Consider the following 25,426-nt stretch of genomic DNA (forward strand, 5'->3'; position numbering starts at 1 on the left):
CCCGGCTCAGGGCGCTCCCGCCGGGACCGCCGGTCTCGGGGCCGCCTGCCCGCTCGTCGTGACGGTCGTGAGCCGGTAGGCAGGGAGGCCACGCCGCCGGATCAGCCACTCGGCGACCACGACGTTCGGCAGCCAGCACAGGAACGGGACGACGGCGTACGCCTGCGCGAACAGTGCGTCCGCGTCGGGATCGGGCCCGGCGCCGGGCAGCTGGACCGCGATGAGCAGACCGGTCCATGTGCGCAGCGTGACGGCCGCGAACGTCAGCGCGTAGGTGCGCACCATCCACGCCTCGTGGTGCGCGACGTCCCCGCGCCGGATCGCGAGCAGCGCCCGAGCGGCCGACCCGACCCACAGGAACGCGAGCGCACCGAACCCGAAGACCCCGACGAGTCCCGCGGAGTTGGCGGGCAGGATGACGAGCGAGGCCAGCGCGCCGATGCCGACCGCGCCGAGGTAGGCGCGGCCGAGCACGCGGTGGCCGCGCGGCGCGCGCCGGCGCAGCCGCGCCGAGAGCTGGGGGAGCCCGGCCACGAGCGCGAACGCCGACGCCGCGATGTGCACGTAGAGCGCGCCCTGGACCAGCGCCGGTTCGTCGGCGTACGCGGAGGCGAGACCCGCGTCCTCGTCGGCGAGCTCGCGCAGGGTGCCCTGGGCGTACGTGGAGATCGAGATCAGCGCGATCGCGAGCGCGGCGACCGCGAGGACGACGAAGGCGGCACGTGACGTGCGTCGACGCGCCCCGGATGCCGGAGGGTCGGCGTCCCGCCGGGCGGCGAGGTTCGGGTGGGTCGGGTGTCGCTCGGTCATCGGGACCCCTGGCGTCCGGGTGGCATGTGAACGGCTGTCACATTGTGAACGGCGTCAACATAGGACCCGATGTTAATGTCGTCAACATGTCCGCCACGCACCGAGACAGCTACCACCACGGCGATCTGCGGTCGGCGCTGCTGGCCGCCGGGCGCGAGCTCTTGGTCGAGCGAGGGGCCGCGGGGTTCTCGCTGAGCGAGCTCGCGCGGCGCGTGGGGGTCAGCACCGCGGCGCCCTACCGGCACTTCGCGGACCGCGACGCGCTCCTGGACGCGCTGGGCGACGAGGGGTACGGGATCTTCGGCGCCGCGCTGCTGGCGGCGATCGCGGTCGACGACGGTCCGCGCGCCTGGCTGCACCGGATCGGCGTCGCCTACCTGGACTTCGCGCGCGACCACGCCGAGCTCTTCGAGATCATGTTCGCCGACCGGGCCGGTCGTCCGGCGCTCGCCGGCCCGCCGACGTTCGAGCCCCTCGTCACCGCCGTCGCGGCGGCCCAGCGCGACCGCGTGCTGCCCGACGACCAGCCCGTGCCGAGCCTCGCGCGGACGATCTGGGCGATGCTGCACGGGCTCGCCGTGCTCGAGGCGCGCGGGGGCTTGTCGAAGCTCGGCCTGGGTGCGCCGCACGAGACGCTGGTCCGCGAGGCGTTCGCCCTCATGCTCGTCCCGGGATAGACGCCGAACCCGCCCACAACGCGATATATCTTGACCTCGTCCGGGACGCGATATAGCGTGAGCCAGGACAAGATATATCGCGACAGGGAGTGATCATGGCCACCGAGTCCTGGGTCGTCGCCGGCCCGCAGATCATCGAGATCGAGCACGTCGACTCGCTGCGCGTGCAGCTTGTCGGCGGGCGCGTGGACGTCGTCGCGCACGACGACCCGGGCGTGCGGCTCGAGGTGCACTCGGTCGAGGGGCGCCCGCTCGAGATCGGCCTCGCGGGCGGCGAGCTGCGCGTGGGCTACAGCTTCACGCTCACCGGGTGGGACGGCTTCCTGGAGAAGTTCCGCAACTTCCGGGACAAGGACCGCGCGGACGTGCACATCGCGATCCCGCGCTCGGTCGCCGTCAAGCTCGGCACGGTGAGCGCGGACGGGCTGCTCGTCGGTGTCGTCGAGGACTCGTCGGTCTCGACCGTGTCCGGCTCGGTCGTCACCGACGGCACGCGCGGCCGGCTGTCCGCCAACGCGGTCTCGGGCGAGATCGTCGTGCGCGACCACGGTGGCCCGCTCAAGCTCAACTCGGTGTCCGGCGAGATCGCGGCCTCGGGCGAGCTCTCGCTCGTGCAGGCCAACACGGTCTCGGGTGCGCTCTCGCTCGACGTCACCACGGGCACCTCGTCGGTCACGGCCACCACGGTCGCCGGCGACGTCACGGTCCGCCTGCCCGCAGGCAAGGGCGTGCACGTCAAGGCGCAGTCCGTCTCGGGGCGCCTCGTCGTGGACGGCGAGGAGCACAAGGGGTCCTCACCGGGCCAGCGTCGGGTGGACCTGTCCACGGGCGACGGCGCGTGCTACGTCTCGGCGAGCACCGTGAGCGGCCACGTCACCGTGCTGCGCGGCGAGGTGGCGCGGTGATGGCGCCCGTGTTCGCGCACGGCCAGCTGCGCCTGTACCTGCTGGCGCTGCTCGAGTCCGGCCCCAAGCACGGGTACGAGCTCATCACGGCGCTGTCCGACCGGTTCGGCGGGACCTACCGGCCGAGTGCCGGGACGATCTACCCCCGCCTGGCCCGGCTCGAGGAGGAAGGCCTGGTCTCGCGGTACGACGAGGAGCGCAAGAGCACGTACGCGCTCACGGAGGCCGGCTTCGCCGAGCTGCAGGCTCGCCGCGGCGACCTCGCGGACCTCGAGCAGGGCATCGCCGAGACGGTGCGCGACCGTGCGTCCCAGGTGCGCGAGGACGTGCGCGGTGCGATGCACGGGCTGCGCGCCGACCTCGCCGCCGCAGCGCAGCACGCGCGTGAGCAGGCCGTCCCGCCGTCGCACACCGACGCGCACGCCGCGTCGCACGTGCACCGGGTCGAGGCCGAGCAGCTCGTCCAGCGGTTCCGCGACGACGTGCGGGCCGAGCTGCGCCGTGCCGACGCCGCGGGCCAGGTCGAACGGCTCACGGTCGAGACGTTGCGCACGGTGCTGGACTCCGCGCTGTCCGCGGTGCGCTCCACGCTGCGCTGAGCGCCACCGCTCGGTGGCAGGGAGGAGGCATGGTGCTGGTGCCGTGGCGGGTGCCGCTGCTCCTGCTGTCGTTGACGCTGCTGACCTCAGGCGGCGTCGTCGGGCAGGCCGAGCCAGGCGTGCCACCCCGTGTGCAGGACGAGCCAGGCCATGAGCCCGTACCCGGCCTGGCCGGGCAGGAGCCCGTCGCCTGAGGCGAGGTCGGCGAGCCACTGCTCGTGCGCGGCGAGCGGCGAGTACGTGTCGACGTACGGCACGCGGCGCCGCATGGCGACGTCACCGAAGGCGACCGACAGCTCCGCGAGCTTGTCGCCGTCCTCGACCGCGCCGGGCGGTGGTCCGACGACGAACGCGGGCATGCGCCGCTGCTCGGCGACGTCGAGGATGTTCGCGAGGTTGAGCCGACTGCGGGCGAGCGAGAGGCCCGCGCTCGCGTCGGCCCGTCCCAGCCCGATGACGAGGCGGGTCTCCACGTCCGGCGCCGTCCGCCGGGCGACCTCGTCCTCCCAGCGCTGGCCGAGGGCGGTCGTCGACTCGCCGGGGACGGCGAGCGTGAGCACCGTGAGCGCGTCGGGAGCCTGGGTGCGCGCCGTGACGCGGCCGACCCATCCGAGAGCCTTCGGGTCACCCGCACCGGCGACGAGCTCGTCGCCGATCACCACGAGCCGCAGCTCACCCACTGTTCGTCCCTCCGTGCCCGACGTCCTGCCGCCGACCATCCTCCCAGCGTCCGGCGCGTGCGCCGACGAGCCCGGTGGGCGAGTCGCGCACGGCCTGGGCGAGCGTGCGGGCGTTCGGAGCGGGGGAGCGCGTGGTGTCGCGGGAGCGGCGTGCCGTGAGCGGGGCGGAGACCGGGTCGGTCAGAACCGGTGGCTGGGCAGGCTGTGGGTCGCGTCGGACCAGGCGGCCCGGGAGGTCGGCGGGCGGCGTGAGCCGAGACCGTCGCGGTGGATGAGCAGCGACAGGTGGACGGCCGACCAGACGGCGAGGACCACCAGCAGGGCGAGGAACCAGGTCATGGCAGAAAGTCTGCGCCCGGGCAGAACCCGCCGACAGTGGCAGATCCGCCGATGACCGTTGATTTACCGCCAACTCCGCGGCACGATGTCCGCATGCTGCAGACCGTCTCCGTCGTCCTGCTGCCGAACGTCGCGCCCTTCGAGCTCGGGGTCGCGTGCGAGGTGTTCGGCATCGACCGGTCCGACACCGGGGGACCGGTCTTCGACTTCCGCGTGTGCGCGCAGGAGCCCGGTCCGGTCTCGACCAAGGGCGGCGCGTTCGGGCTCTCGGTCGAGCACGACCTCAGCGCGACGCTCGACGCCGACCTCGTCGTCGTCCCGGCGTACGGCGCCGACCCGGCGCGTGTCCCGGACCCGGTGCTCGACGCGCTCTGCGCGGCGCACGCGCGCGGCGCGTGGATCCTGAGCATCTGCAGCGGCGCCTTCGCGCTGGGCGAGGCCGGTCTGCTCGACGACCGCGCCTGCACGACCCACTGGATGCACGCGGCCGAGCTCGCGAGCCGGTTCCCTGCCGCACGCGTCGACCCTTCGGTGCTCTACGTCGACGACGACCGCGTGCTCACGAGCGCGGGCACAGCGGCGGGGATCGACGCGAGCCTCTACCTGGTGCGCCGCGAGCTCGGCGCAGCCGCAGCCGCCACCATCGCGCGGCGGATGGTGGTCCCGCCGCACCGCGACGGCGGCCAGGCGCAGTACGTCGACACGCCGCTGCCGTGCGACGCGGACACCCTCGCACCCCTGCTGGCCTGGGTCGTCGAGCACCTCGACGAGGAGCACTCGGTCCCGACGCTCGCCGCACGCGCGCTGATGTCGGAGCGCACCTTCGCTCGTCGGTTCCGGGCCGAGACGGGCACGACGCCCGCCGCATGGCTCACGCGGCAGCGTCTCGCGCGTGCGCAGGAGCTGCTCGAGCGCACCGACGTGGGGATCGACGAGGTCGCGCAGCGCGCGGGGTTCGGCACCTCGGCCGTGCTGCGGCACCACTTCGCGCGCTCGCTCGGCACGAGCCCGCAGAGCTACCGCCGGACGTTCGCCGGCCCCGTGCGCGGCGAGGACGTCGCCTGACGCACTGCCCGGACGCGGCGACGTCGCGGAGGCCCTGCGTGCTCGCGCGGAGCCCCGGCACCTCCTGACCGCCGCCCGACGACGCGAGCCCCGCCCCTGCCAGGCAGGGACGGGGCTCGCGCGTCGTGCGGCGGCGCCTCAGCGGGCGAAGGCCTGCTCGAGCAGCTGGGCCTGCTGGGCCTGGTGCTTCTTGGCCGTGCCGGTCGCCGGCGAGGCCGACTCCGCGCGCGAGACCACCTCGAGCGTGCGGCCGACGAGCTGCGGCAGGTGCAGCGACAGGTACGACCACGGGCCCTGGTTGCGGGGCTCGTCCTGGACCCACACCAGCTCGGCGCCGTCGAACGGTGCGAGCGCAGCGCGGATCGAGTCGCTGTCGAGCGGGTAGAGCTGCTCGAAGCGGACGATCGCGGTCTGCTCGTCGCCGGTCTTGACGCGGTGCGCGAGCAGGTCCCAGTAGACCTTGCCCGAGCACAGGAGGACGCGCGTGACCTGACCCGCCTTGGCCTCGGCGAGCTCGTCGCGCAGCACCGGCTCCCACGTGCCCGAGGTGAAGTCCTCGACGGGTGACGACGCGGACTTCAGCCGGAGCATCGACTTCGGCGTGAACACGATCAGCGGCTTGCGCGGCCGCGTGTATGCCTGACGACGCAGCAGGTGGAAGTACGACGCCGGCGTCGACGGCTGCGCGATGACCATGTTGTCCTGCGCGGCGAGCTGCAGGAACCGCTCGATGCGCGCCGACGAGTGGTCGGGCCCCTGGCCCTCGTACCCGTGGGGGAGCAGCAGCACCACCGACGAGCGCTGCGCCCACTTCTGCTCCGCGGACGAGATGAACTCGTCGATCACGGTCTGGGCGCCGTTGACGAAGTCGCCGAACTGCGCCTCCCACAGCACCAGCGCGTCCGGACGCTCGACCGAGTAGCCGTACTCGAAGCCGAGGCACGCGTACTCGGAGAGCGAGGAGTCGTAGACCCAGAACTTGGCCTGGTCGCCCGAGAGGTACAGCAGCGGGGTCCACTCGGCGCCCGTCTCGCGGTCGTGCAGCACCGCGTGCCGCTGCACGAACGTGCCGCGGCGCGAGTCCTGACCGGCGAGGCGCACGGGCGTGCCCTCGGCGAGCAGCGAGCCGAACGCGAGGATCTCGCCGAAGCCCCAGTCGATCCCGCCCTCGCGGGACATCGCCTCGCGCTTGTCGAGGAGCTGCTGCAGCTTGGGGTGGACCGTGAAGCCCTCCGGGGGACGCACGTGCGCGCGCCCGATCCGCTCGAGCAGCGAGGCCGGGACGGCGGTCTGCCAGCCGACCATGACGCCGGCGTCCTCGAGCTGCGACTCGGGCCGCTCGAGGCCTGCGACCGCCTCGGACTCGGGCGCGGGCGGCGTCCAGCCGTCCTCCCGGGTCTCGCTGAACACGCGCTCGAGCTGCGACTGGTAGTCGCGCAGGGCCTGCTCGGCCTCGTCGATCGTGATGTCGCCGCGCGAGACGAGCGTCTCGGTGTAGATCTTGCGCACCGAGCGCTTGGCCTCGATGAGGTTGTACATGAGCGGCTGCGTCATCGACGGGTCGTCGCCCTCGTTGTGCCCGCGGCGGCGGTAGCACAGCATGTCGATGATGACGTCGCGGTCGAACTGCTCGCGGTACTCGAACGCGAGCTCGGCGGCGCGCACGACGGCCTCGGGGTCGTCGCCGTTCACGTGGAAGATCGGCACCTGCAGGCCCTTGGCGACGTCGGTCGCGTACTGCGACGACCGCGACGACGAGGGGCCCGTGGTGAAGCCGACCTGGTTGTTGATGATCACGTGGATCGTGCCGCCGGTGCGGTACCCGCGCAGCTGCGCGAGGTTGAGGGTCTCGAACACCACGCCCTGGCCCGCGAACGCCGCGTCGCCGTGGATCAGCACCGGGAGCACCGAGAAGCCGTCGCCACCCAGGTCGATGCGGTCCTGCTTGGCGCGCACGATGCCCTCGAGCACCGGGTCGACGGCCTCGAGGTGCGACGGGTTCGCGGCGAGGTAGACCTTCGTCGTCGCCCCCGACTCGGCGGTGAACAGGCCCTCGGTGCCGAGGTGGTACTTCACGTCGCCCGAGCCCTGGACGGACTTCGGGTCGGCGTTGCCCTCGAACTCGGAGAAGATCTGCGCGTACGACTTGCCGGCGATGTTCGCGAGCACGTTGAGCCGCCCGCGGTGCGCCATGCCGATGCCGACCTCGTCGAGACCGGCGTCCGCCGCGCGCGACAGGATCGCGTCGAGCAGCGGGATGACCGACTCGCCGCCCTCGAGCGAGAACCGCTTCTGGCCCACGTACTTGGTCTGCAGGAACGTCTCGAACGCCTCGGCGGCGTTGAGACGGCGCAGGATCCGCAGCTGGTCCTCACGCGGCGTGCGCGCCCACCCGGACTCGAGCCGCTCCTGGAGCCAGCGGCGCTGCCGCGGGTCCTGCAGGTGCATGTACTCGACGCCCGTGGTCCGGCAGTACGAGTCGCGCAGCAGGCCGAGCACGTTGCGCAGGCTCGCGCGCGGCTTGCCCGTGAACCCGCCGGTCGGGAAGACGCGGTCCAGGTCCCACAGCGTCAGGCCGTGGTTCTGGATGTCCAGGTCCGGGTGCTTGCGCTGGCGGTAGGCGAGCGGGTCGGTGTCCGCCATGAGGTGACCGCGCGAGCGGTACGCGTGGATGAGCTCGGCGATCCGCGCGGGCTTGATGGCCTCCGCGTCCGGGTCGCTCGAGGTGTCGCGGACCCAGCGGACGGGCTCGTACGGCACGCGCAGCGAGGCGAACACGCGGTCGTAGAAGCCGTCCTCGCCGAGGAGCTTCTTCGACAGGATCCGCAGGAAGTCGCCCGACTGCGCGCCCTGGATGATGCGGTGGTCGTACGTGCTCGTGATCGTCAGGACCCGCGAGACGCCGAGCTCGTTGAGCCGGTCGTCGGACGTGCCCTGGAACTCCGCCGGGTACTCCATCGCGCCGACGCCGACGATCGTGCCCTGCCCCTGCATGAGGCGGGGCACCGAGTGAACGGTACCGATCGTGCCGGGGTTGGTCAGCGAGATGGTCGTGCCCGCGAAGTCCTCGACCGTGAGCTTGCCGCCGCGCGCCCGGCGCACGACGTCCTCGTACGCGTTCCAGAACTGCGCGAAGTCGAGCGTCTCGGCCTTCTTGATCGACGGCACGAGGAGCTGGCGCGTGCCGTCGGGCTTGGCGAGGTCGATCGCGAGGCCCAGGTTGACGTGCGCGGGCTGGGTGACGCCCGGCTTGCCGTCGACGAGCGTGTAGGCGGCGTTCATCGCCGGCATGTCCGCGAGCGCCTCGACGAGCGCGAAGCCGATGAGGTGCGTGAACGAGATCTTGCCGCCCCGCCCGCGCTGCAGGTGGTTGTTGACGACGATCCGGTTGTCCACCATGAGCTTGGCGGGCACGGCACGCACCGACGTGGCGGTCGGGACCTCGAGCGAGGCCTCCATGTTCGTCACGACGCGCGCGGCGGGACCGCGCAGGCGCTGCACGTCGTCGGTGGCCTCGTGCTCGTCGGGACGGCTCGCGCGCTGCGCGGCCTCGGCGAACTCCGCGTACGGGGCGGTGGCCGGCTGCGCGGTGGCGACCGGCGAGGTCGCGGTGGGCGTGGGCTCCGGCGAGGTCGGCTGCGCGACCGGTGCCGGGACGGCGGGGGCGGGCACGACGGCCGCGGGCGGCGTGGGAGCTGCCGGGCCCGACGACGCGGGCTGGAAGGCGCCGTCGGTCGGCGCCGCGGACCCGGCCGACGCGGGCGCGCTCACACCGTCCGGCGGCGACTGCTCCTGCGGTCGGTAGCCCTCGAAGAAGTCCCACCACGCGGGATCGACCGCGTTCTTGTCCTTGAGGTACTGCTCGTACAGCTCGTCCACGAGCCACTCGTTCGCGCCGAACACGGCACGCATCGATTCTGGCTCAGCCTTCTGGGACACGCGAGGATCGCCCACTTCCGCTTCGGTCCCGCAGGACCGCTTCGTCGCCGGTTCTGTCGATGACAACACTACGTCGTCCGGGACCTTCGACCCGCCTCGGCGAGCGGTTTCCGGGCCTATGTCACCCGGACCCGCACGCGATGCACACGTGCAGGTCAACGACCGGCAAGGGTCCTGCCGTCGGCGGGGCAAGGGGGTGCCACCGGCTGGTCTGCTCGCCGGTGGCGGCCCCCTCGACGACTCACGTGATGTCGCGACGCAGCGTCGTGATCCGGCCGATCGCGGACAGCACGACGACGTAGGCGAGCAGGACCAGCAGGCCCTGCCACCACGACAGCAGCGAGGTCATGCCGGTCGCGCTGTAGAGGCTGCCGCCCGAGACGGCCTCGCCCGCCGCACCGGGCAGGAACGCCGCGACGCGCGAGCCCCACGACGTCAGGCCGAGCACGACGCGCGCGATGGGCTCCACGAACTGCGTGAAGGCGAGCACGACGACGATCACGGCGACCTGGTTCGTGAGCACCGAGCCGAGCGCGGTGCCGAGCAGCGCCCACAGCGCGAGCGCGAGCACCGACAGGCCGATCGAGCGCCACGTCGAGGCCGAGTCGAGGAACGTCTCCTCGCCGATCGCCGCGAGCACGCCGGCCCCGACCAGGACCGCGGCGGCCGTGCCGACCGCGCCGAAGAGCAGGCCGACGACGCCGTTCGCGCCGAGCTTGGCGAGCAGGACGCGCGTGCGGCTCGGCTCGGCGAGCAGGGTGGGCGTGATCGTCTTGTGCCGGAACTCCGCCGAGAACGCGAGCGCCCCCACCAGCAGCGGGAAGACGTAGCCCAGCGAGACCGCGACCGTGTAGACCGAGCGCACGACGGCGTCGGGCGTCAGCACGACCTCGTCCCCGGTGCCCGTCGTCGTCGTGTCCTGCGACAGGCTCCAGCCCAGTCCCGCGGCGATGAGTGCCATGTACGCGGCCATGACGGCGAGCAGGATCCACCACAGGCGGGTCGTGACGAGCTTGCGGTACTCGGCGACGAGCGCGGCGCGCATCATCGCTCACCTCCCTGAGGGGCGTGGGTCGTCGGTGCGTCGCCGTACGAGGCGCCGGCGGGGGGAGCATCCTGGGCGGGCGAGGCGTCGCCCGGAGCAGCCGTGAGCTGCAGGAACAGGTCCTCGAGCCCGACGTCGTGCCCGGTCAGGCGGTGCAGCTCGACGCGCCCGGCGAACGCCGCGGCACCGACCTGCGGCGCGGCGACGTCGAGCAGCTCGTACGCGGTGGCGTCGCCGTCGCGGCTCGTCGAGCCGACCGTCCAGCCCTGGGCCGCGACGAGCGCGTCGAGCGCGGTGCCGTCGGGCGAGACCACGCTGACGCGCGACCGCGCGAGGCGGGCGAGGTCCGGCAGGGACGAGGCGTGCACGAGCCGGCCACGGGCGATGATCACCACGTCGTCGACCGTCTGCTCGACCTCGGACAGCACGTGGCTCGAGACGAGCACGGTGCGACCCTCGCGGGCGAGCGCACGCAGGAATCCGCGCAGCCAGGCGATGCCCTCGGGGTCGAGCCCGTTCGCGGGCTCGTCGAGCAGCAGCACGGGCGGGTCGCCGAGCAGCGTCGTCGCGAGCGCGAGGCGCTGGCGCATGCCGAGCGAGAAGCCGCCCACGCGCCGCTTGGCGACCTCGGACAGGCCGACGAGCGCGAGCACCTCGTCGGCGCGCGAGTCCGGCACCCCGACCTGCGGCGCGTACACGCGCAGGTGGTCGCGCGCCGTGCGGCCCGGGTGGAAGCTCGCGGCCTCGAGCGCCGCGCCGACGACGTGCGCGGGCCGCTCGAGCTGGTCGTACCGCAGCCCGCCGACCGTCGCCGTGCCGCTCGTGGGCGCGACGAGCCCGAGCAGCATCCGTAGCGTCGTGGTCTTGCCGGCGCCGTTCGGCCCGAGGAAGCCGGTCACGCGGCCGGGACGGACCTCGAACGAGAGGTCCTCGACCGCGTGCACGGCGCCCGCTCCGGCGCCGAAGGTCTTGGTCAGGTGCTCGACGCGGACGACTCCGTCCGTCGCGTCGGCCCGGCCGCCCGCGGGCGGCCGATCGTGCGTGGTGGGGGGTGCCTGGCTCATGTGCGGCACCCTACTGTTCTAGTTGCGATAGAACAAGTGGCCGCCGGTGACGGGGCGCACCGCACCCGGCAGCGTCACCCGCATGGTGCAGCCCTCGGGCACGTCGGCGACCTCGATCGTCCCGCCGTGCAGCTCGACGGCCCAGCGCACGATCGCCAGGCCCAGACCCGTGCCGCCCGTGGAGACCTGGCCGGTCGCAGCGGGGGAGTTGCCCCGCACGAACCGCTCGAACACGTGCGCACGCTGGTCGCGCGAGATGCCCGGCCCGTGGTCCACCACGTCGATCCGCACGTTCCCGCCGGCCAGCCGCGCCACGAGGCGCACCTCCTCGTCGGGCGGCGAGTGGCGGACCGCGTTGTGCAGCAGGTTGGCGATGACCTGGTGCAGACGCTCGGGGTCGGCGCGGACCGTCAGGTCCTCGGGCTCCACGTCCACCGGGAAGCGCAGGTTCTTCGACGCCCCGACGAGCGCGGCACCGTGCGCGGCCTCCTGCAGGAACTCGACGAGGCGCAGCTCGGTGAGCTGCAGCGGCACGTCACCGGCCTCGAGGCGGGACAGGTCGAGCAGGTAGGTCACGAGGCGCCCGAGCCGCTCGGTCTGCGCGAGCGCGGCCTCCATGGTCGCGGGGTCCGCGGGCGAGACGCCGTCGACGATGTTCTCGAGCTGCGCCTGCAGCGCGGTCACGGGCGTGCGCAGCTCGTGCGACACGTTCGCGACGAGCTCGCGGCGGAAGGCGTCGGCCTGCTGCAGGTCGTCGGACATCGTGTTGAACGCCTCGGCGAGCTGGCCGACCTCGTCGGCGCTCGTCGCGCGCACGCGCTGCGAGTAGTCGCCGGCTGCCATCCGGCGCGCGGCCTGGGTCATGTCCCGCAGCGGCGAGGTCATGCCGCGCGCGAGCAGCTGTGTGAGCACCAGGGAGATCGCGATCGCGAGCGGGAACGTGCGCGACGGGCCGAACTCGTACGACAACCCGATCCACGTGATGAACGAGGCCATCGTCACCGTGGCGGCGACGAGGACGCCCAGCTTCATCTTGATCGACCGGAACCGGTCGAGCGGTCGCACGTCGGGCAGGCGCGCACGGTTCGGGGCACCACGCCCGTGGCGAGGGCTCTGCCTGGCCTCCTGGCGAGGGCTGCTCATGCGCGTCAGGTGCCGGCGCCCTCGCCGGACGCGGCGTCGTCGGTGACGGGCTCGAACGCGTACCCGACGCCGTGGACGGTACGGATGAGGTCGGCACCGAGCTTGCGGCGCAGGGCCTTGACGTGCGAGTCGACCGTGCGCGTGCCGCTCGCGTCGACCCAGTCCCAGACCTCGGCGAGCAGCCGCTCACGCGTCAGGACGGTGCGCGGCGAGGCGGCGAGCGCGACGAGCAGGTCGAACTCGGTGGGGGTCAGGTGGACCTGCTCGCCGTGCCGCACGACCCGGCGCTGCGCCTTGTCGATCGTCACGTCGCCGATCGCGAGCGGCGGGTCGGGCGCCTCGGCCGCCTGCAGCTCCACGGCGCGTGCCGCGCGCTCGGTGCGCCGCAGCAGCGCCTTGGTCCGCGCGACGAGCTCACGCATCGAGAACGGCTTGGTCATGTAGTCGTCGGCGCCCACGCCGAGCCCGATCAGCATGTCCGTCTCGTCGTCACGGGCCGTCAGCATGAGGACCGGGACCGGCCGCGCCGCCTGGATGCGTCGGCACACCTCGAGGCCGTCGATGCCGGGGAGCATGACGTCGAGCACGACGACGTCGGGGGCGAGGCGAGCCGCCGCCTCGACGCCCGCGAGACCGTCGCCGACCGCCTCGACGGTCCAGCCCTCGGCGGACAGCCGTCGCGCGATCGCCTGCGCGATCGCGGGCTCGTCCTCGACGACCAGCACCTTCGTCGCTCCCGCAGGCCGGGCGGCACCGCCGACGCCGCCCGCGGCTCCTCCCACCGTGGTCATGCCCCCAGACTGGCACAGCACGTCGTCCACAGCCCTCTACGCGCGGCATGACGCGCTGGGCGAGGCGCCCGTATGATGGCGCCACTATGAGCAGCTCAAGTAGCTGCCGGCGTCCCACCCCCACCGCTCCGACCGTCTGCACGGTCGACGAAGCGGCGGCAGGGTCCGACGAAGCCGGCCCCCACCTGAGAACCCGCGTCGCCCACGAGCGGCTCGCCCCCTCCCCGCTGCGCACCCGCGCCTCACGCTCCCGAGCATCACGCACCCGAGCGTCAGGCACCTCTGTGCCCGGCCGCGGTGCGCCGCGAGCGGCAGACCGGTGCGCTGAGCCGCGGCGACGCCGCGCGGGGCGCACGTGCTGACTGAGTGGCTGCTCGTCGTCCTCGGCGTGGTGCTCACCCTCGGGACTGCGGTGTTCGTCGCGGGGGAGTTCTCCCTCGTGACGATGGACCCCGGTGTCGTGGAGAAGCAGACCCGCCCCGACGACCGGCGGGGACAGTCCGTCCTCAAGGCGCTGCGCGGCCTGTCGACCGAGCTGTCGGGCGCGCAGGTCGGCATCACCGCGACCACCGTCCTGCTCGGCTACACCACGCAGCCCGCGGTGCAGAAGCTGTTCGCGGGCTGGCTCGGCTCGGGCGCGCTCAGCGCGACGGCCGCCACGACCGTGGCGATCGTGCTGGCCATCGTGTTCGTCAACGGCTTCTCGATGCTCGTCGGCGAGCTCATCCCCAAGAACTTCGCGATCGCCAACCCGTACGCGACCGCACGCGTCGTCGCGCCGCTGCAGCGCGGGTTCACGCGTGCGCTGCGGCCCGTCATCGCCTTCTTCAACGGCAGTGCGAACTGGCTGCTGCGGCGCATGGGCGTCGAGCCCCGTGAGGAGCTGTCCGGCGGCCGGTCGCCGCAGGAGCTCGCCGCGCTCGTGCGCCGCTCGGCAGAGGTCGGCACGCTCGACGAGTCGACCGCGACCCTGCTCACCAACTCGCTCGAGTTCGAGACGCTCACCGCCGTGGACGTCATGACCGACCGGCAGCGGATGGTCGCGGTGCGTCGCGACCAGAGCGCCGCGGACGTCGTCGCCCTCGCCCGCCGCACCGGCCACTCCCGGTTCCCGGTCCTCGGTGACGGCAGCGACGACATCGTCGGCCTGGTGCACCTGCGCCGCGTGGTCGCGGTCCCGTTCGCCACGCGCGACCAGGTGCTCGCGACGACGCTCATGGACGTCGCGCCGCGCGTCCCCGAGACCGTGCACCTGGGTCCGCTGCTCGTGGAGCTGCGCGGGCACGGCATGCAGATGGCGGTCGTCGTCGACGAGTACGGCGGCACCTCGGGCGTGGTCACGCTCGAGGACGTCGTCGAGGAGCTGGTCGGGGAGGTCGCCGACGAGCACGACCGTGCGCGGGCGGGCGTCGCGCGCGCCGCGGACGGCACCTGGCACCTGCCGGGTGTCACGCGGCCCGACGAGCTGCGCGAGCGCACCGGGCTCGTCGTCCCTGACGACGGCCCCTACGAGACGCTCGGCGGCCTCGTCATGGCGCAGCTCGGGCGGGTCCCCGACGTCGGTGACGCCGTGGAGATCGACGGCGTGCACATCGAGGTCGAGCGCATGGCCGGCCGCCGGGTCGAGCGCGTGCACGTGTGGCCCGCGACCGACGACGAGATCGACGACGACGGCCCGGACGGCGACGACGGACCCGGTGCACGCCGCACGAGGAGCGCACGATGAACGGCACGCTCGCGCTCGCGATCGCCGCCGCGCTGCTCGCGGCCAACGCCTTCTTCGTCGGTGCGGAGTTCGCGATCATCTCGGCGCGCCGCTCGTCCATCGAGCCCAAGGCCGCCGCGGGTGACCGCCGCGCCCGGACCGTGCTGTGGGCGATGGAGCACGTCTCGCTCATGCTCGCGTGCGCGCAGCTCGGGATCACCGTGTGCTCCACGAGCCTGGGTGTCGTCGCCGAGCCCGCGATCGCGCACCTCATCGAGGACCCGCTGCACGCCGCGGGTGTCCCCGACTCGTGGACGCACCCGATCGCGTTCGTCGTGGCGCTCCTGATCGTCGTGTACCTGCACGTGGTGCTCGGCGAGATGGTGCCGAAGAACCTCGCGGTGTCCGGGCCGGACCGCGCCGTGATGTGGTTCGGGCCTGCGCTCGTCGTCGTCGCGCGTCTCGTGCGTCCGCTGATCGTCGCGCTCAACTGGCTCGCGAACCACGTGCTGCGGCTGTTCGGCGTGGAGCCCAAGGACGAGGTGTCGTCGGCGTTCACCGCGCAGGAGGTCCAGTCGATCGTCGAGCGCTCGCAGGCGGAGGGGCTCCTCGAGGACGAGCAGGGGCTGCTCGCGGGGGCGATCGAGTTCTCGGACCGGACGGCGCGGCAGGTCATGGTGACGGCCGATGCGCTGGTCGCGGTGGATCCGACGACGACGCCCGCACAGGTGGAGGAGCTCGTGGCGCAGACCGGGTTCTCCCGGTTCCCGGTCCGCGACGACGGCGAGCTCGTCGGCTACCTGCACCTCAAGGACGTCCTGTACGCCGAGGAGCAGGACCGCGACGCGCCCGTCCCGCGCTGGCGCGTGCGCGCGCTCGCGGTCGTCGGGCCGGACGACGAGATCGAGGCCACCCTGGCCGCGATGCAGCGCACCGGTACGCACCTGGCGCGCGTCGACGGCGAGGCCGGTGCGGTCGGCGTCGTGTTCCTCGAGGACATCCTCGAGGAGCTGGTCGGCGAGGTCAGCGACGCGATGCAGCGTGGCGCTCTTCCGGAGCGGCCCGTCGGCTGAGCCTGGCCCTGCTCCACGGGCCCCCGGCGCGGTGCACGAAACCTTCACAATCGTCGTGGGGCGTGCGACGCGCCGGGGGGTCTGTCCGGATCTGTGCCGCTCTGGTCCGGGTCGGACCGCGCCGATCACCGGGTCAACCGGCGTGTCGTTCGGCGTGTCGGCGTGGGCGGTGTGGGAGCGCGTTCCTCCGTTCGACTGGACGGCCGTCCAGGGGGTTGGACGCGGGCGGGTGAGCCGTTATGGTTTCGTGATCGCCGGCGATGGTGCGGGGCCGGGGCAGTCCCGCGGGCCGGCGTGCTCCATGTTCAGGTTCGTCATCCGTGCCCCACGCGGGCGCCCGGTCTCGGGAGGTGCTGTGGTCGATCGTGACCAGGCGTCGGCCCCGTTGACCCGCCGCCAGATGCGTGAGGCAGAGCGCGCCGCCGCGGAGCGTGCCGAGCGGTCGGTCTCGCACGTGGCCCCGGAGCGCACCGGCCAGAGCCGGTCCACGCACGTGGCGCACGCCGCGTGGGACCCGCGTCCTGTGGCGTCCCCAGGCGCCGGGCACACCCCGGGCGGTGGCCAGCTCTCCGGCGCGGGGCACGCTCCCGGCGCCGGGTACGGGACGCTCCCGGGCGTTCCTTCCCGCAGCCTGTCGCGCGGGCCCGACGGCCAGGAGTCCGCGGCGCGCACGGCGCGTCGGCCCGTGGCGGCTCCCACGGCCCCGGCAGCGAGCCCCGCGCCGCGCGCCGCTGCCGCGCAGCACACCCCGAGCTGGGTCCCCACCGAGCGTCGGTCGGTCTCGCAGCCGCCCGTGACGCGCGGTGCGGCGGCCACGGGTGCGGCGCACCCGAGCGGAGCGTCCCTCGAGCCTCCGGCATTGCCCGAGATCTTCGTCGCACCCGAGGTCCCCGTCGCCCCGGCCGTGTTCGTGGCGCCGGCGTCGCCCGAGCCCGCCTCACGCGTCGCGCCCACGACGGCGATCGCCTCGCCCGCAGCGCTCGCCGCTCCCGCCACCCCGCAGTGGCCGGCGACATCGTCGCGCCGGCCCGCACCGCGTGCGACCACCCTGCTGTCCGACGAGACGGTCGTGCTCGACGCGTTCGTCGCGCTCGACGAGCCGGTCGCACCCGAGGCGTCGATCGCAGCCGAGGAGCCGGTCGCCGCGTCGACCCCCGCGCCCGTGCGTGAGCAGACCCCGGCCCCGGTCGCCGTCACCGCGAGCGAGGCCGCGCCGGTCGGCGCCGTCGCCGCCCCGCGGGCGGCGACCGCACCCCGGGTCGTGGCCCGTGGGGGCGACGAGCAGCGCAGCGAGTCCGATCACGTCGTCCGGGCGCAGGCCCGCACGCTCGCCAGGGCCGGGCGCAAGGCGGTGCGGTTCGGTGTCGTCGGCGCGCTCGCCGCGGTGACCGTCGCCGTCCCTCTCGGCCGCGGCTCGCTCGGCAGCACCGACGTGCTGTCCGGCCTGCCCAGCGACCACGGCACTCTGCCGACGACCGTCTCGGCGCTCACGGCCATGCCGTTGTCCGTCTCGCCGCCCGCCTCGCTCACCACGGTCGACTCGGCGATCCTCGACGCCCGCGGGGCCGAGCTGGCCAGCCGCGACGCGTCCCGGCAGCCGATCCCTGGGTGCGACCCCTCGGCGCGACCTGCCGGTGAGAACGGCCGCCTCGCGCGAGGCGACCTGTGCGCGCTGTGGGACGGTCACACGCAGATGCGCGCGGACGCCGCCTCCGCGCTGGCCGAGCTCAACGCGGTGTACGTCGCGCGGTTCGGCGCCGACATGTGCCTCGCGTCGGGCTACCGGACGCTGCAGGAGCAGTACAGCGTCAAGGCGCGCAAGGGCGGGCTCGCGGCACCTCCCGGCAAGAGCAACCACGGCTGGGGCCTGGCGGTCGACTTCTGCAGCGCCATGACGAGCGGCGCGCGCTGGACGTGGCTCAACGAGAACGCCGGCACGTACGGGTTCGAGAACCCCGAGTGGGCCCGCCCCGGTGGCTCGGGTCCGTACGAGCGCTGGCACTGGGAGTACACCAAGGGCGTCATGGCCGACGGCGAGTACTACGGCTGACGCCCCACCCCGACACACGACGATGCCCTCGTCCACGCCTGGAGCGTGGGCGAGGGCATCGTCGTGTGGACGGTGCGGGCGTCACTCGAGGCGCAGGCCCCAGCGGGCCTCGTGCGCTGCGCCCGGCGCGAGCTCGACGAGCAGGTCGCCGGTGCGGAACGCGTCGGCGACGCAGGTCATGGGCTCGACCGCCACACCCCGGCGCGCGATCGCCGGGACGTAGTCGCCCGTGCAGACCTGCCAGGCCTCGAACGCCGCGTCGGCCCACATGGCGGTCGTGCGGCCGTCGGGCGTGGTGAGCCGCGCCCAGGTGAGCCCGGCGTCGTCGCGCACCGGTGCGAGCCAGGCGTCGTCGAGCGCGATGCCGCGCAGCACGCGGGGCTCGAGCAGGTCGTACCGTCCCTCGACGTCCTCGTCGCCCGTGGGCAGCAGGCGCTCGTCGACCGTGACGTGCAGGCTCGCGCCGAGCTGCAGCGCGCACTCGTCGAGCGAGGCGTCGCCGGGCGAGAGCCAGGGGTGGAAACCGAGCCCGTACGGCGCGCTCGTCGTGCCGAGGTTCGTGGCGCGGGTGGTCACCTCGAGGCCGCCGTCGCCGAGCGCGTACGTGACGTCCAGGCGCACGGGCCACGGGTAGCCGTGGGTCGGGACGATCGTGGTCGTGAGGGTGACGGTGTCGGCGCCCGCCTCGCCCGCGACGACGAACGGCGTCGTGGCGACCAGGCCGTGCAGCGCGGTCAGCCGGTCCGGCTCCGTGATGGGCACCTGGTACGTGCCGCCGGCGTAGCCGTACAGGCCGTCGGCGAGGCGGTTCGGCCACGGCGCGAGCGTGGCGCCCGAGAACGCGGGGGCGATCTCGTCCTCGGCGAACGGGAGCACCACGTCACGCTCGCCGACGCGGTACTCGCGCAGGCTCGCGCCCACCGCGGCGACGACGGCGTACTGCTCGCCGTGCCGCAGGACGTGCTGGGTGCCCGAGGGGGCAGGGGTCTGGACGACGTCGTCGAGAGGGCTGTTCACGGGCCCCACCGTAGTCCTCCGAGCAGGGCTTTCGAGTCGCTGCGGGCACGACGCGCGGGCCGTCGCGGGGCTGCCCGTCCGGGTGGTGCGAGCCGGACTGTGGACAGACGACTGCGGCACCTGCGGGGAGTCCCGTAGGGTGCGCATGCCCTGAGCGGATCGGACATCTCGGGCATGCGGCCGGTGGTGGCATCGACGAGCAGGGGGACAGATGGACGGCGTCGGGATCCTCGAGGACGAGGTGCGCGAGCTGATCCGTCGTCGTGGCATCGACCCGGTGCGCGACCGGCCGGGTGTCACGGCGCTCGTCGACGAGGTGATCGCCGACTACGACGCGCGCTCGGTGCTGGGCGCGGTCCCGCCGCTCGTCGAGCCGGGCGCCGCGCACAAGGCGGTACTCGACGCGGTCGCGGGGTTCGGGCCGCTGCAGGTCTACCTCGACGACCCGGACGTCGAGGAGATCTGGATCAACACCCCGCAGCAGGTGTTCGTCGCGCGGCACGGCGAGGCCGAGCTCACCACGACGATCCTCACCGCACCGCAGGTGCGCGAGCTCGTCGAGCGGATGCTCAAGGTCTCGGGGCGGCGCCTCGACCTGTCGAGCCCGTTCGTCGACGCGACCCTGCCCGGCGGCGAGCGCCTGCACGCGGTCATCCCCGACGTCACGCGCACCCACTGGGTCGTCAACATCCGCAAGTACGTGGTGCGGGCGGACCACCTCGACGACCTCGTCGCGCTCGGCTCGCTGCCGCCCGACGCCGCGACGTTCCTCACTGCCGCGGTCCGCGCGGGCCTCAACGTCCTCGTCTCGGGCGCGACGCAGGCCGGCAAGACGACGATGCTCAACGCGTTGGCGGGGGCGATGCCCGTGCGCGAGCGCGTCATCTCCTGCGAGGAGGTCTTCGAGCTGCGGCTGGCCGCGCGCGACTGGGTCGCGATGCAGTGCAGGCAGCCGAACCTCGAGGGCGCCGGCGAGATCCCGCTGCGGCGCCTGGTCAAGGAGGCGCTGCGGATGCGCCCGGACCGCCTGCTGGTCGGCGAGGTGCGCGAGGCCGAGGCCCTCGACCTGCTCATCGCCCTCAACGCGGGCGTCCCCGCGATGTGCACCATCCACGCCAACTCGGCGCGCGAGGCGGTCACCAAGCTGTGCACCCTGCCGCTGCTCGCCGGCGAGAACGTCTCCGACCGGTTCGTCGTCCCGACGGTGGCCTCGTGCGTGGACCTCGTCGTGCACCTGGGGCACGACGCGCGTGGCCGGCGCCGCGTCCGTGAGGTCCTCGCGATCCCGGGGCGCACCGAGCAGGGCGTGGTCGAGACCGCGGAGATCTTCGCGTGGCGCGACGACAGGCTCGTGCGTGCCGACGGCTTCCCGCCTCACCCCGAGCGCTTCGCGCGCATCGGGGTCGACCTCGCGGCGCTCCTGCGGTCGAGGGGGTGACGTGGACGTCGTCGTGGGACTCGTGCTGGGCGCGGGCGTGGGGTGCGTGTGGTGGTCGTTCTGGCCGCGGGCCGCGTCGTCCGACGCGCGTGCCGGGAGGTGGAGCGCCCGGGTGCAGGACGAGCTCGTCCAGGCGGGTGTCCACGGCGTGACGCCGGGCGGGCTCGTCCTGGCGAGCGTGCTGCTCGCGGTGGTCACCCTCGTCCTCGCCGTCGCGCTGACGCGGGCACCCACCGTGGCGCTGTTCTTCTCGGCGTTCTCGGCCGCGGGGCCGCTGGCGATCGTGCGCGGCCGGGCACGGCGGCGCCGGTCCCGCCTGCGGCAGCTGTGGCCGGAGGTCGTCGACCACCTGGCCTCGGGGATCCGTGCCGGGCTGTCGTTGCCCGAGGCCGTCGCGCAGGTCGGCGAGCGCGGGCCGGTCGAGCTGCGCGCGCAGTTCCGGGCGTTCGGCGAGGACTACCGCGCGACGGGCCGGTTCGCCGAGAGCCTCGACCTGCTCAAGGCGCGCCTCGCCGACCCGGTCGCGGACCGCATCGTCGAGGCGTTGCGGATCACCCGCGACGTCGGCGGGACGGACCTCGGGCGGCTGCTGCGCACGCTGTCGGGCTTCTTGCGCGACGACGTGCGGACCCGTGGCGAGCTCGAGGCGCGGCAGAGCTGGACCGTGTACGCGGCCCGGTTGGCTGCAGCCGCACCCTGGATCGTGCTCGCGGTGCTCTCGACGCGCACGGAGGCGGCGGCCGCCTACGACACCCCCGCAGGGTTCGTCGTGCTGCTCACGGGCGCCACGTGCACCGTGATCGCGTACGCGGCCATGCTGCGCGTCGCGCGGCTGCCCGAGGACCCGCGGGTGCTGCGATGAGCCCCGTCGTGCAGGGCGCGTTCGCGGGGCTGCTCGCGGCGTGTGGCGTGCTCGTCGTGATCGCGCGTGTGCGCGCACGCCGGATCACGCTCGACCAACGGCTCGCGCCCTACCTGCGGCCGCGACGCACCGGCTCGCGGCTGCTCGGTTCGCCCGTCGTGCGCGGGCCTGTGCCGGTCCTCGAGCGACTCGTCGCTCCCGTGCTCACCGACGGGGTCCGGCTCGTGGCGCGGGTCGGCTCGCCCACCGCGGAGCTCGCGCGGCGGCTCGTACGGGCGGGTCGGCTCGAGACTGTCGAGCAGTTCCGCGCCGGCCAGGTGGTCTCCGGGGCGCTCGGGCTCGCCGCGGGCCTCGCACTCGCGCTGGTCCTGGCAGCCACGCGCGGCTCGGCGACGATCGCCCTGCTCGTGCTGGTCGGCGTGTGCGGGTTCGCGGGCGTCCTCGTCCCGGACTGGTTGCTCGGTCGCCAGGTCCGCGCACGTGAGGGCCGCATCGTGGCCGAGCTGCCCACCATCGCCGAGCTGCTCGCTCTCGCCGTCGGTGCGGGTGAGGGGGCGTTGGGCGCGCTCGAGCGCGTCACGCGCAGCACGCACGGCGAGCTCAGCGTCGAGCTCGAGCGCACGCTCGCCGACGCGCGTGCGGGCATGCCCATCACCCAGGCGCTCGACGGGCTCGCGGACCGGACGGGTGTCCCGGCGCTGGCGCGGTTCGCCGAGGGGGTGGCGGTCGCGGTCGAGCGGGGTGCGCCACTCGCGGACGTGCTGCGCGCCCAGGCGCAGGACGTCCGCGAGGAGGGCAGACGCGTGCTCATGGAGACCGGCGGCCGCAAGGAGGTGCTGATGATGATCCCGGTGGTGTTCCTCATCCTCCCGGTGACGGTCGCGTTCGCGGTCTTCCCGAGCGCGGTGCTGCTGCGGGTGGGCCTGTGACGGCCGACGAGACCTCCAAGACCGACGAGACCGACAAGACCGACGAGACCGGGCCCCCGGGGCCGCAGCACGAGCCCGCCCCGCCGAGCGGTGGGGCGCGCAGACAAGGAGGAGCACATGATCAGGACAGGCCGTGCGAGGGCGCGTCGGTACCGCACGACGCTGCGGGACGTGCCTCTGAGGTGGACGGCGCGTTCGCACGCGTGGCTGGGGCAGCGGGTGCTCGCCGCTGGCCGGCCGGACCGCGGCGACGTGCCCGGGTGGGTGCTCGTGACCTTGATGACCGCCGGGATCGTGACCGCGCTGTGGGTGCTCGCCAAGCCCCTGCTCGAGAACCTGTTCCAGGACGCGGTCGAGGGCGTGCACGGCTGACACCGCGGCACGGGCGCGTCTCGCGGTGCGGTGACGGGAGCGAACACGGGAGTGCTGTCGTGGACTTCGTGCTGGTCGGCGGGCTCGTCCTGCTGCTGGTGCTCGGCATCGTGCAGCTCACCCTCGCGCTGCATGTGCGCAACACCCTGATCGACAGCGCGTCCGAGGGGGCCAGGTACGGGGCGCTCGTCGGACGCTCGCCGTCGGACGGCGCCCAGCGCACGCGCGAGCTCGTGCGGGGGTCGCTCGCCGACCGTTACGCGGGCGAGGTCGACGCGACGGCCGTCTCGCGCGACGGCGTCGAGCTGGTCGAGGTGCGCGTCCGCGCACCGCTGCCGGTCATCGGGCTGCTCGGTCCGGCGGGCGGGCTGACGGTCACGGGTCATGCGATCGCCGAGGACTCGCTGCCGTGAGCGGTCGCGCGGGAGTGCGAGGGTGTCGGGTGTGCGCACGGTTGCGCGCTCGCTGGACGGCCGGGTCTGCGGGCCGTGGCGAGGACGCCGGGAACGCCGTCGTCGAGTTCCTCGGGCTGTCGCTCGTGCTGCTCGTCCCGCTGGTGTACCTGGTCCTGGTCCTCGCCCGGATCGAGGCCGCGAGCTACGCGGTCGAGGGCGCGGCGCGCGAGGCGGCACGCGTGTACGTCGCGGCCGACGACGCCGAGTCCGCCGCCGCGCGCGCGGTCGCGGTCACCGGCGTCGCCCTCGCCGACCAGGGGTTCGACGACGACCCGTCGGAGGCGCTCGCGATCGCGTGCGAGCAGGACCCCTGCCTGCGCCCCGACGCGCACGTCGAGGCGCGCGTCGAGGTCGTGGTCCCGCTGCCCTTCGTGCCCGGGTTCGTGCGCGACGTCGTCCCGCTCGAGGTGCCCGTCAGCGCGCGGCACGTCGCGGTGGTCGACGAGTTCCGGAGCGTCCGGTGACGGGCGGGGTGCGTGCGTGGGTCGCTCGTCGCGGCGGCGCGCTGCGAACTCGTCTCGACGACGAGTGTGGTGGCGAGGGCGCCGGGCGGACCGGTGCAGACGGGGGGACAGGTGCGGCCGAGCGTGGGCAGGTGCTGGTGCTGACGATCGGTGTCGTCGTCTTCGCGGTGCTGCTCATCCTCGTGGTCGCGTCCGCTGCCCAGGTGCACCTGGAGCACAAGAGGCTCGTCGCGCTCGCGGACCTCCTGGCGCTCGAGGCGGCCGACTCGATCCGCGACGAGGTGTACTACGGCGAGGAGGGCGACGCGCGGATCCGGGTCACGGACGCATCCGTGCGCGACGCGGTCGAGTCCTACCTCGCGGAGCACCCGGGGCAGACGCGCGGGTGGCGCCAGGTCGCGGTCCAGGAGGCGACGGCGACGGGAGCTCGTACCGCCCGGGTGTCCATCGTCGCGCGGGTGCGTCCCGCGGCCACCGCGTGGGTGCTCGCGGCGTGGTCCGACGGAGTGGTCATCGAGGCCACGTCCAGCGCGACCGCGGACTGAGCGCCGAACAGCGGCTCGTCGGCAGACGCCCCGGGTGCCGGTAACCTGACTCGTTGTGGCCACCACCGACTTTCCCGCTGAGATCCGTGATCTGCGCACCACCCTGGCGTCCATCCAGGCGGTGAGCGACCCGACCGCGCTCCGGGCGAAGATCGCGCAGCTCTCCGAGGCGGCCTCCGCCCCCGACCTGTGGGACGACCCGGACTCCGCGCAGAAGGTCACGAGCGCGCTGTCCGCCACGCAGGCCGAGCTGGAGCGCGTCGACCGGCTCGCCGGCCGGATCAACGACCTCGAGACGCTTGTCGAACTCGGGCAGGAGATGGGCGACGAGGACACGATGGCCGAGGCCGAGGCCGAGCTCGTCGCCATCCGCAAGGACCTCGACGCACTCGAGATCCGCACGCTGCTCGCGGGCCAGTACGACCAGCGCGAGGCCGTGGTCACGATCCGCTCGGGTGCGGGCGGCGTCGACGCGGCCGACTTCGCCGAGATGCTGCTGCGCATGTACCTGCGCTGGGCCGAACGGCACAACTACCCGACGACCGTGCTCGACACCTCCTACGCGGAGGAGGCCGGGCTGAAGTCGGCGACGTTCGAGGTCAAGGCGCCGTACGCCTACGGGCACCTGTCCGTCGAGGCCGGCACGCACCGCCTCGTGCGCATCTCGCCGTTCGACAACCAGGGACGGCGTCAGACGTCGTTCGCGGCCGTCGAGGTCATCCCGCTCATCGAGCAGACGGACTCCATCGAGATCCCCGAGTCCGAGATCAAGGTCGACGTGTTCCGCTCGTCTGGCCCCGGTGGGCAGTCGGTCAACACGACCGACTCCGCGGTGCGGATGACGCACATCCCCACGGGCATCGTCGTGTCGATGCAGAACGAGAAGTCCCAGATCCAGAACCGAGCCGCGGCGCTCCGCGTCCTGCAGTCCCGCCTGCTCCTGGTCCGCCAGGAGGAGGAGCGCGCGGCCAAGAAGGAGCTCGCGGGCGACATCAAGGCGAGCTGGGGCGACCAGATGCGCTCGTACGTGCTTCAGCCATACCAGATGGTCAAGGACCTGCGTACCGAGCACGAGGTCGGCAACCCGGCCGCGGTGTTCGACGGCGACATCGACGACTTCATCGAGGCGGGCGTCCGCTGGCGCCGCGCCCAGGAGATCTCCGCCTGACCCCACGGGCCTCCGCCGGGCCAGCAGGTGCCCGGCCAGTCCGCGGAGCACCCCGGCGAAGCCTGCGGGGACCGCGCACGGTTCGCCCGAGGCTGCGGTTGCTCCGGGTGTGGGGCGCCTTGGCCGGAGCAGGTGCTGGCTCGCGTCGGTGGTGGGGGCTGAGGCTGGGGTTGCTCCGGGTGTGGGCGGCCTTGGCCGGAGTAGGTGCTGGGTCGCGTCGGTGGTGGGGGCTGAGGCTGGGGTTGCTCCGGGTGCGGGCGGCCTTGGCCGGAGCAGGCGCTGGGTCGCGGA

The 25,426-nt window shown here is 73.7% G+C and carries 24 protein-coding genes; 15 read left to right on the top strand and 9 right to left on the bottom strand.

Annotation, left to right across the window (positions count from 1 at the left end; genetic code table 11):
• Window positions 1-6 precede the first annotated feature (6 nt).
• Window positions 7-810 (bottom strand): DUF2306 domain-containing protein, encoded by an 804-nt coding sequence (locus CGE01nite_RS01690; RefSeq protein ID WP_141368598.1) that lies wholly within the window; start codon window positions 808-810, stop codon window positions 7-9.
• A gap of 86 nt (window positions 811-896) precedes the next feature.
• On the opposite strand from CGE01nite_RS01690, the gene CGE01nite_RS01695 reads away from it, so the two are divergent.
• From CGE01nite_RS01695 to CGE01nite_RS01705, 3 genes are all read left to right on the top strand, one after another.
• Window positions 897-1,487, top strand: a complete 591-nt coding sequence (locus tag CGE01nite_RS01695; protein WP_170210857.1) for a TetR/AcrR family transcriptional regulator — start codon at window positions 897-899, stop codon at window positions 1,485-1,487.
• 95 nt (window positions 1,488-1,582) lie between these two features.
• Window positions 1,583-2,392 (top strand): DUF4097 family beta strand repeat-containing protein, encoded by an 810-nt coding sequence (locus CGE01nite_RS01700; protein WP_048343923.1) that lies wholly within the window; start codon window positions 1,583-1,585, stop codon window positions 2,390-2,392.
• Window positions 2,392-2,991, top strand: coding sequence for a PadR family transcriptional regulator (locus CGE01nite_RS01705; RefSeq protein WP_048343824.1), 600 nt, complete (start codon window positions 2,392-2,394; stop codon window positions 2,989-2,991). The genes CGE01nite_RS01700 and CGE01nite_RS01705 overlap by 1 nt, the downstream gene beginning before the upstream one ends.
• Window positions 2,992-3,077: 86 nt before the next feature.
• Here CGE01nite_RS01705 and CGE01nite_RS01710 read toward each other — a convergent pair whose 3' ends face one another.
• Both CGE01nite_RS01710 and CGE01nite_RS16820 read right to left on the bottom strand, forming a co-directional pair.
• Window positions 3,078-3,671: a GDSL-type esterase/lipase family protein gene (locus CGE01nite_RS01710; RefSeq protein WP_082156469.1), complete on the bottom strand. Its 594-nt coding sequence runs from the start codon at window positions 3,669-3,671 to the stop codon at window positions 3,078-3,080.
• A gap of 180 nt (window positions 3,672-3,851) precedes the next feature.
• Window positions 3,852-4,010, bottom strand: a complete 159-nt coding sequence (locus CGE01nite_RS16820) for a hypothetical protein (protein ID WP_170210859.1) — start codon at window positions 4,008-4,010, stop codon at window positions 3,852-3,854.
• Between the two features lie 93 nt (window positions 4,011-4,103).
• Here CGE01nite_RS16820 and CGE01nite_RS01715 point away from each other — a divergent pair, with 93 nt between their 5' ends.
• Entirely contained in the window at window positions 4,104-5,075 is a 972-nt protein-coding gene (locus CGE01nite_RS01715; RefSeq protein ID WP_048343826.1) for a GlxA family transcriptional regulator, read from the top strand.
• A gap of 138 nt (window positions 5,076-5,213) precedes the next feature.
• On the opposite strand, the gene CGE01nite_RS01720 is transcribed toward CGE01nite_RS01715, so the two are convergent.
• The 5 genes from CGE01nite_RS01720 to CGE01nite_RS01740 all read right to left on the bottom strand — a co-directional run bounded on the left by CGE01nite_RS01720 (window position 5,214) and on the right by CGE01nite_RS01740 (window position 13,057).
• On the bottom strand, window positions 5,214-8,987 hold the full coding sequence (locus CGE01nite_RS01720) for a multifunctional oxoglutarate decarboxylase/oxoglutarate dehydrogenase thiamine pyrophosphate-binding subunit/dihydrolipoyllysine-residue succinyltransferase subunit (RefSeq protein ID WP_141368602.1): 3,774 nt from the start codon (window positions 8,985-8,987) through the stop codon (window positions 5,214-5,216).
• A 268-nt stretch (window positions 8,988-9,255) separates the two neighbouring features.
• Window positions 9,256-10,062, bottom strand: coding sequence for a DUF2705 family protein (locus tag CGE01nite_RS01725; protein ID WP_229747460.1), 807 nt, complete (start codon window positions 10,060-10,062; stop codon window positions 9,256-9,258).
• Window positions 10,059-11,123 carry an ABC transporter ATP-binding protein gene (locus tag CGE01nite_RS01730; RefSeq protein WP_141368604.1) on the bottom strand — a complete coding sequence of 355 codons (1,065 nt, stop codon included), beginning with the start codon at window positions 11,121-11,123 and terminating at the stop codon, window positions 10,059-10,061. Before CGE01nite_RS01730 ends, CGE01nite_RS01725 begins: the two co-directional genes overlap by 4 nt.
• 18 nt (window positions 11,124-11,141) lie before the next feature.
• Window positions 11,142-12,266 carry a sensor histidine kinase gene (locus tag CGE01nite_RS01735; protein ID WP_048343829.1) on the bottom strand — a complete coding sequence of 375 codons (1,125 nt, stop codon included), beginning with the start codon at window positions 12,264-12,266 and terminating at the stop codon, window positions 11,142-11,144.
• A 5-nt stretch (window positions 12,267-12,271) separates the two neighbouring features.
• Window positions 12,272-13,057: a response regulator transcription factor gene (locus CGE01nite_RS01740; RefSeq protein WP_048343830.1), complete on the bottom strand. Its 786-nt coding sequence runs from the start codon at window positions 13,055-13,057 to the stop codon at window positions 12,272-12,274.
• Window positions 13,058-13,412: 355 nt separating this feature from the next.
• Here CGE01nite_RS01740 and CGE01nite_RS01745 point away from each other — a divergent pair, with 355 nt between their 5' ends.
• The 3 genes from CGE01nite_RS01745 to CGE01nite_RS01755 all read left to right on the top strand — a co-directional run bounded on the left by CGE01nite_RS01745 (window position 13,413) and on the right by CGE01nite_RS01755 (window position 17,885).
• Complete coding sequence (locus tag CGE01nite_RS01745) at window positions 13,413-14,783, top strand: hemolysin family protein (RefSeq protein ID WP_141368606.1); 1,371 nt, start codon at window positions 13,413-13,415, stop codon at window positions 14,781-14,783.
• The gene (locus tag CGE01nite_RS01750) at window positions 14,780-15,835 is read left to right on the top strand and encodes a hemolysin family protein (protein ID WP_048343831.1); all 1,056 of its coding nucleotides are present in this window, start codon (window positions 14,780-14,782) and stop codon (window positions 15,833-15,835) included. The genes CGE01nite_RS01745 and CGE01nite_RS01750 overlap by 4 nt, the downstream gene beginning before the upstream one ends.
• A 355-nt stretch (window positions 15,836-16,190) precedes the next feature.
• Window positions 16,191-17,885, top strand: a complete 1,695-nt coding sequence (locus tag CGE01nite_RS01755; RefSeq protein ID WP_141368608.1) for a M15 family metallopeptidase — start codon at window positions 16,191-16,193, stop codon at window positions 17,883-17,885.
• An 81-nt stretch (window positions 17,886-17,966) separates the two neighbouring features.
• On the opposite strand, the gene CGE01nite_RS01760 is transcribed toward CGE01nite_RS01755, so the two are convergent.
• Complete coding sequence (locus tag CGE01nite_RS01760) at window positions 17,967-18,902, bottom strand: aldose 1-epimerase family protein (protein ID WP_048343832.1); 936 nt, start codon at window positions 18,900-18,902, stop codon at window positions 17,967-17,969.
• Between the two features lie 211 nt (window positions 18,903-19,113).
• On the opposite strand from CGE01nite_RS01760, the gene CGE01nite_RS01765 reads away from it, so the two are divergent.
• From CGE01nite_RS01765 to prfB, 8 genes are all read left to right on the top strand, one after another.
• Window positions 19,114-20,340, top strand: a complete 1,227-nt coding sequence (locus CGE01nite_RS01765; protein WP_141368612.1) for a TadA family conjugal transfer-associated ATPase — start codon at window positions 19,114-19,116, stop codon at window positions 20,338-20,340.
• Between the two features lies 1 nt (window position 20,341).
• The gene (locus tag CGE01nite_RS01770) at window positions 20,342-21,202 is read left to right on the top strand and encodes a type II secretion system F family protein (RefSeq protein WP_141368614.1); all 861 of its coding nucleotides are present in this window, start codon (window positions 20,342-20,344) and stop codon (window positions 21,200-21,202) included.
• Complete coding sequence (locus CGE01nite_RS01775; RefSeq protein WP_141368616.1) at window positions 21,199-22,131, top strand: type II secretion system F family protein; 933 nt, start codon at window positions 21,199-21,201, stop codon at window positions 22,129-22,131. The genes CGE01nite_RS01770 and CGE01nite_RS01775 overlap by 4 nt, the downstream gene beginning before the upstream one ends.
• Window positions 22,132-22,248: 117 nt before the next feature.
• Window positions 22,249-22,503, top strand: a complete 255-nt coding sequence (locus CGE01nite_RS01780; protein WP_141368618.1) for a hypothetical protein — start codon at window positions 22,249-22,251, stop codon at window positions 22,501-22,503.
• 59 nt (window positions 22,504-22,562) lie between these two features.
• Window positions 22,563-22,916, top strand: a complete 354-nt coding sequence (locus CGE01nite_RS01785) for a TadE/TadG family type IV pilus assembly protein (protein ID WP_255318464.1) — start codon at window positions 22,563-22,565, stop codon at window positions 22,914-22,916.
• A gap of 29 nt (window positions 22,917-22,945) precedes the next feature.
• On the top strand, window positions 22,946-23,422 hold the full coding sequence (locus CGE01nite_RS01790) for a pilus assembly protein (protein ID WP_141368620.1): 477 nt from the start codon (window positions 22,946-22,948) through the stop codon (window positions 23,420-23,422).
• A 131-nt stretch (window positions 23,423-23,553) separates the two neighbouring features.
• The gene (locus tag CGE01nite_RS01795) at window positions 23,554-23,967 is read left to right on the top strand and encodes a hypothetical protein (RefSeq protein WP_141368622.1); all 414 of its coding nucleotides are present in this window, start codon (window positions 23,554-23,556) and stop codon (window positions 23,965-23,967) included.
• A 55-nt stretch (window positions 23,968-24,022) separates the two neighbouring features.
• A complete protein-coding gene (gene prfB / locus CGE01nite_RS01800; protein WP_141368624.1) occupies window positions 24,023-25,135 on the top strand; it encodes a peptide chain release factor 2 in 1,113 nt (370 codons plus the stop codon).
• The last annotated feature ends 291 nt before the right edge of the window (window positions 25,136-25,426 follow it).

The organism is Cellulomonas gelida, assembly GCF_006538725.1.
GTDB classification, from domain to species: Bacteria; Actinomycetota; Actinomycetes; order Actinomycetales; family Cellulomonadaceae; genus Cellulomonas; species Cellulomonas gelida.

Coding starts and splice junctions, on each gene's coding strand:
- CGE01nite_RS01690 (WP_141368598.1), bottom strand. CDS start 810: ATGACCGAGCGACACCCGACCCACCCGAACCTCGCCGCCCGGCGGGAC.
- CGE01nite_RS01695 (WP_170210857.1), top strand. CDS start 897: ATGTCCGCCACGCACCGAGACAGCTACCACCACGGCGATCTGCGGTCG.
- CGE01nite_RS01700 (WP_048343923.1), top strand. CDS start 1,583: ATGGCCACCGAGTCCTGGGTCGTCGCCGGCCCGCAGATCATCGAGATC.
- CGE01nite_RS01705 (WP_048343824.1), top strand. CDS start 2,392: ATGGCGCCCGTGTTCGCGCACGGCCAGCTGCGCCTGTACCTGCTGGCG.
- CGE01nite_RS16820 (WP_170210859.1), bottom strand. CDS start 4,010: ATGACCTGGTTCCTCGCCCTGCTGGTGGTCCTCGCCGTCTGGTCGGCC.
- CGE01nite_RS01715 (WP_048343826.1), top strand. CDS start 4,104: ATGCTGCAGACCGTCTCCGTCGTCCTGCTGCCGAACGTCGCGCCCTTC.
- CGE01nite_RS01720 (WP_141368602.1), bottom strand. CDS start 8,987: ATGCGTGCCGTGTTCGGCGCGAACGAGTGGCTCGTGGACGAGCTGTAC.
- CGE01nite_RS01725 (WP_229747460.1), bottom strand. CDS start 10,062: ATGATGCGCGCCGCGCTCGTCGCCGAGTACCGCAAGCTCGTCACGACC.
- CGE01nite_RS01730 (WP_141368604.1), bottom strand. CDS start 11,123: ATGAGCCAGGCACCCCCCACCACGCACGATCGGCCGCCCGCGGGCGGC.
- CGE01nite_RS01735 (WP_048343829.1), bottom strand. CDS start 12,266: ATGAGCAGCCCTCGCCAGGAGGCCAGGCAGAGCCCTCGCCACGGGCGT.
- CGE01nite_RS01740 (WP_048343830.1), bottom strand. CDS start 13,057: ATGACCACGGTGGGAGGAGCCGCGGGCGGCGTCGGCGGTGCCGCCCGG.
- CGE01nite_RS01750 (WP_048343831.1), top strand. CDS start 14,780: ATGAACGGCACGCTCGCGCTCGCGATCGCCGCCGCGCTGCTCGCGGCC.
- CGE01nite_RS01765 (WP_141368612.1), top strand. CDS start 19,114: ATGGACGGCGTCGGGATCCTCGAGGACGAGGTGCGCGAGCTGATCCGT.
- CGE01nite_RS01775 (WP_141368616.1), top strand. CDS start 21,199: ATGAGCCCCGTCGTGCAGGGCGCGTTCGCGGGGCTGCTCGCGGCGTGT.
- CGE01nite_RS01780 (WP_141368618.1), top strand. CDS start 22,249: ATGATCAGGACAGGCCGTGCGAGGGCGCGTCGGTACCGCACGACGCTG.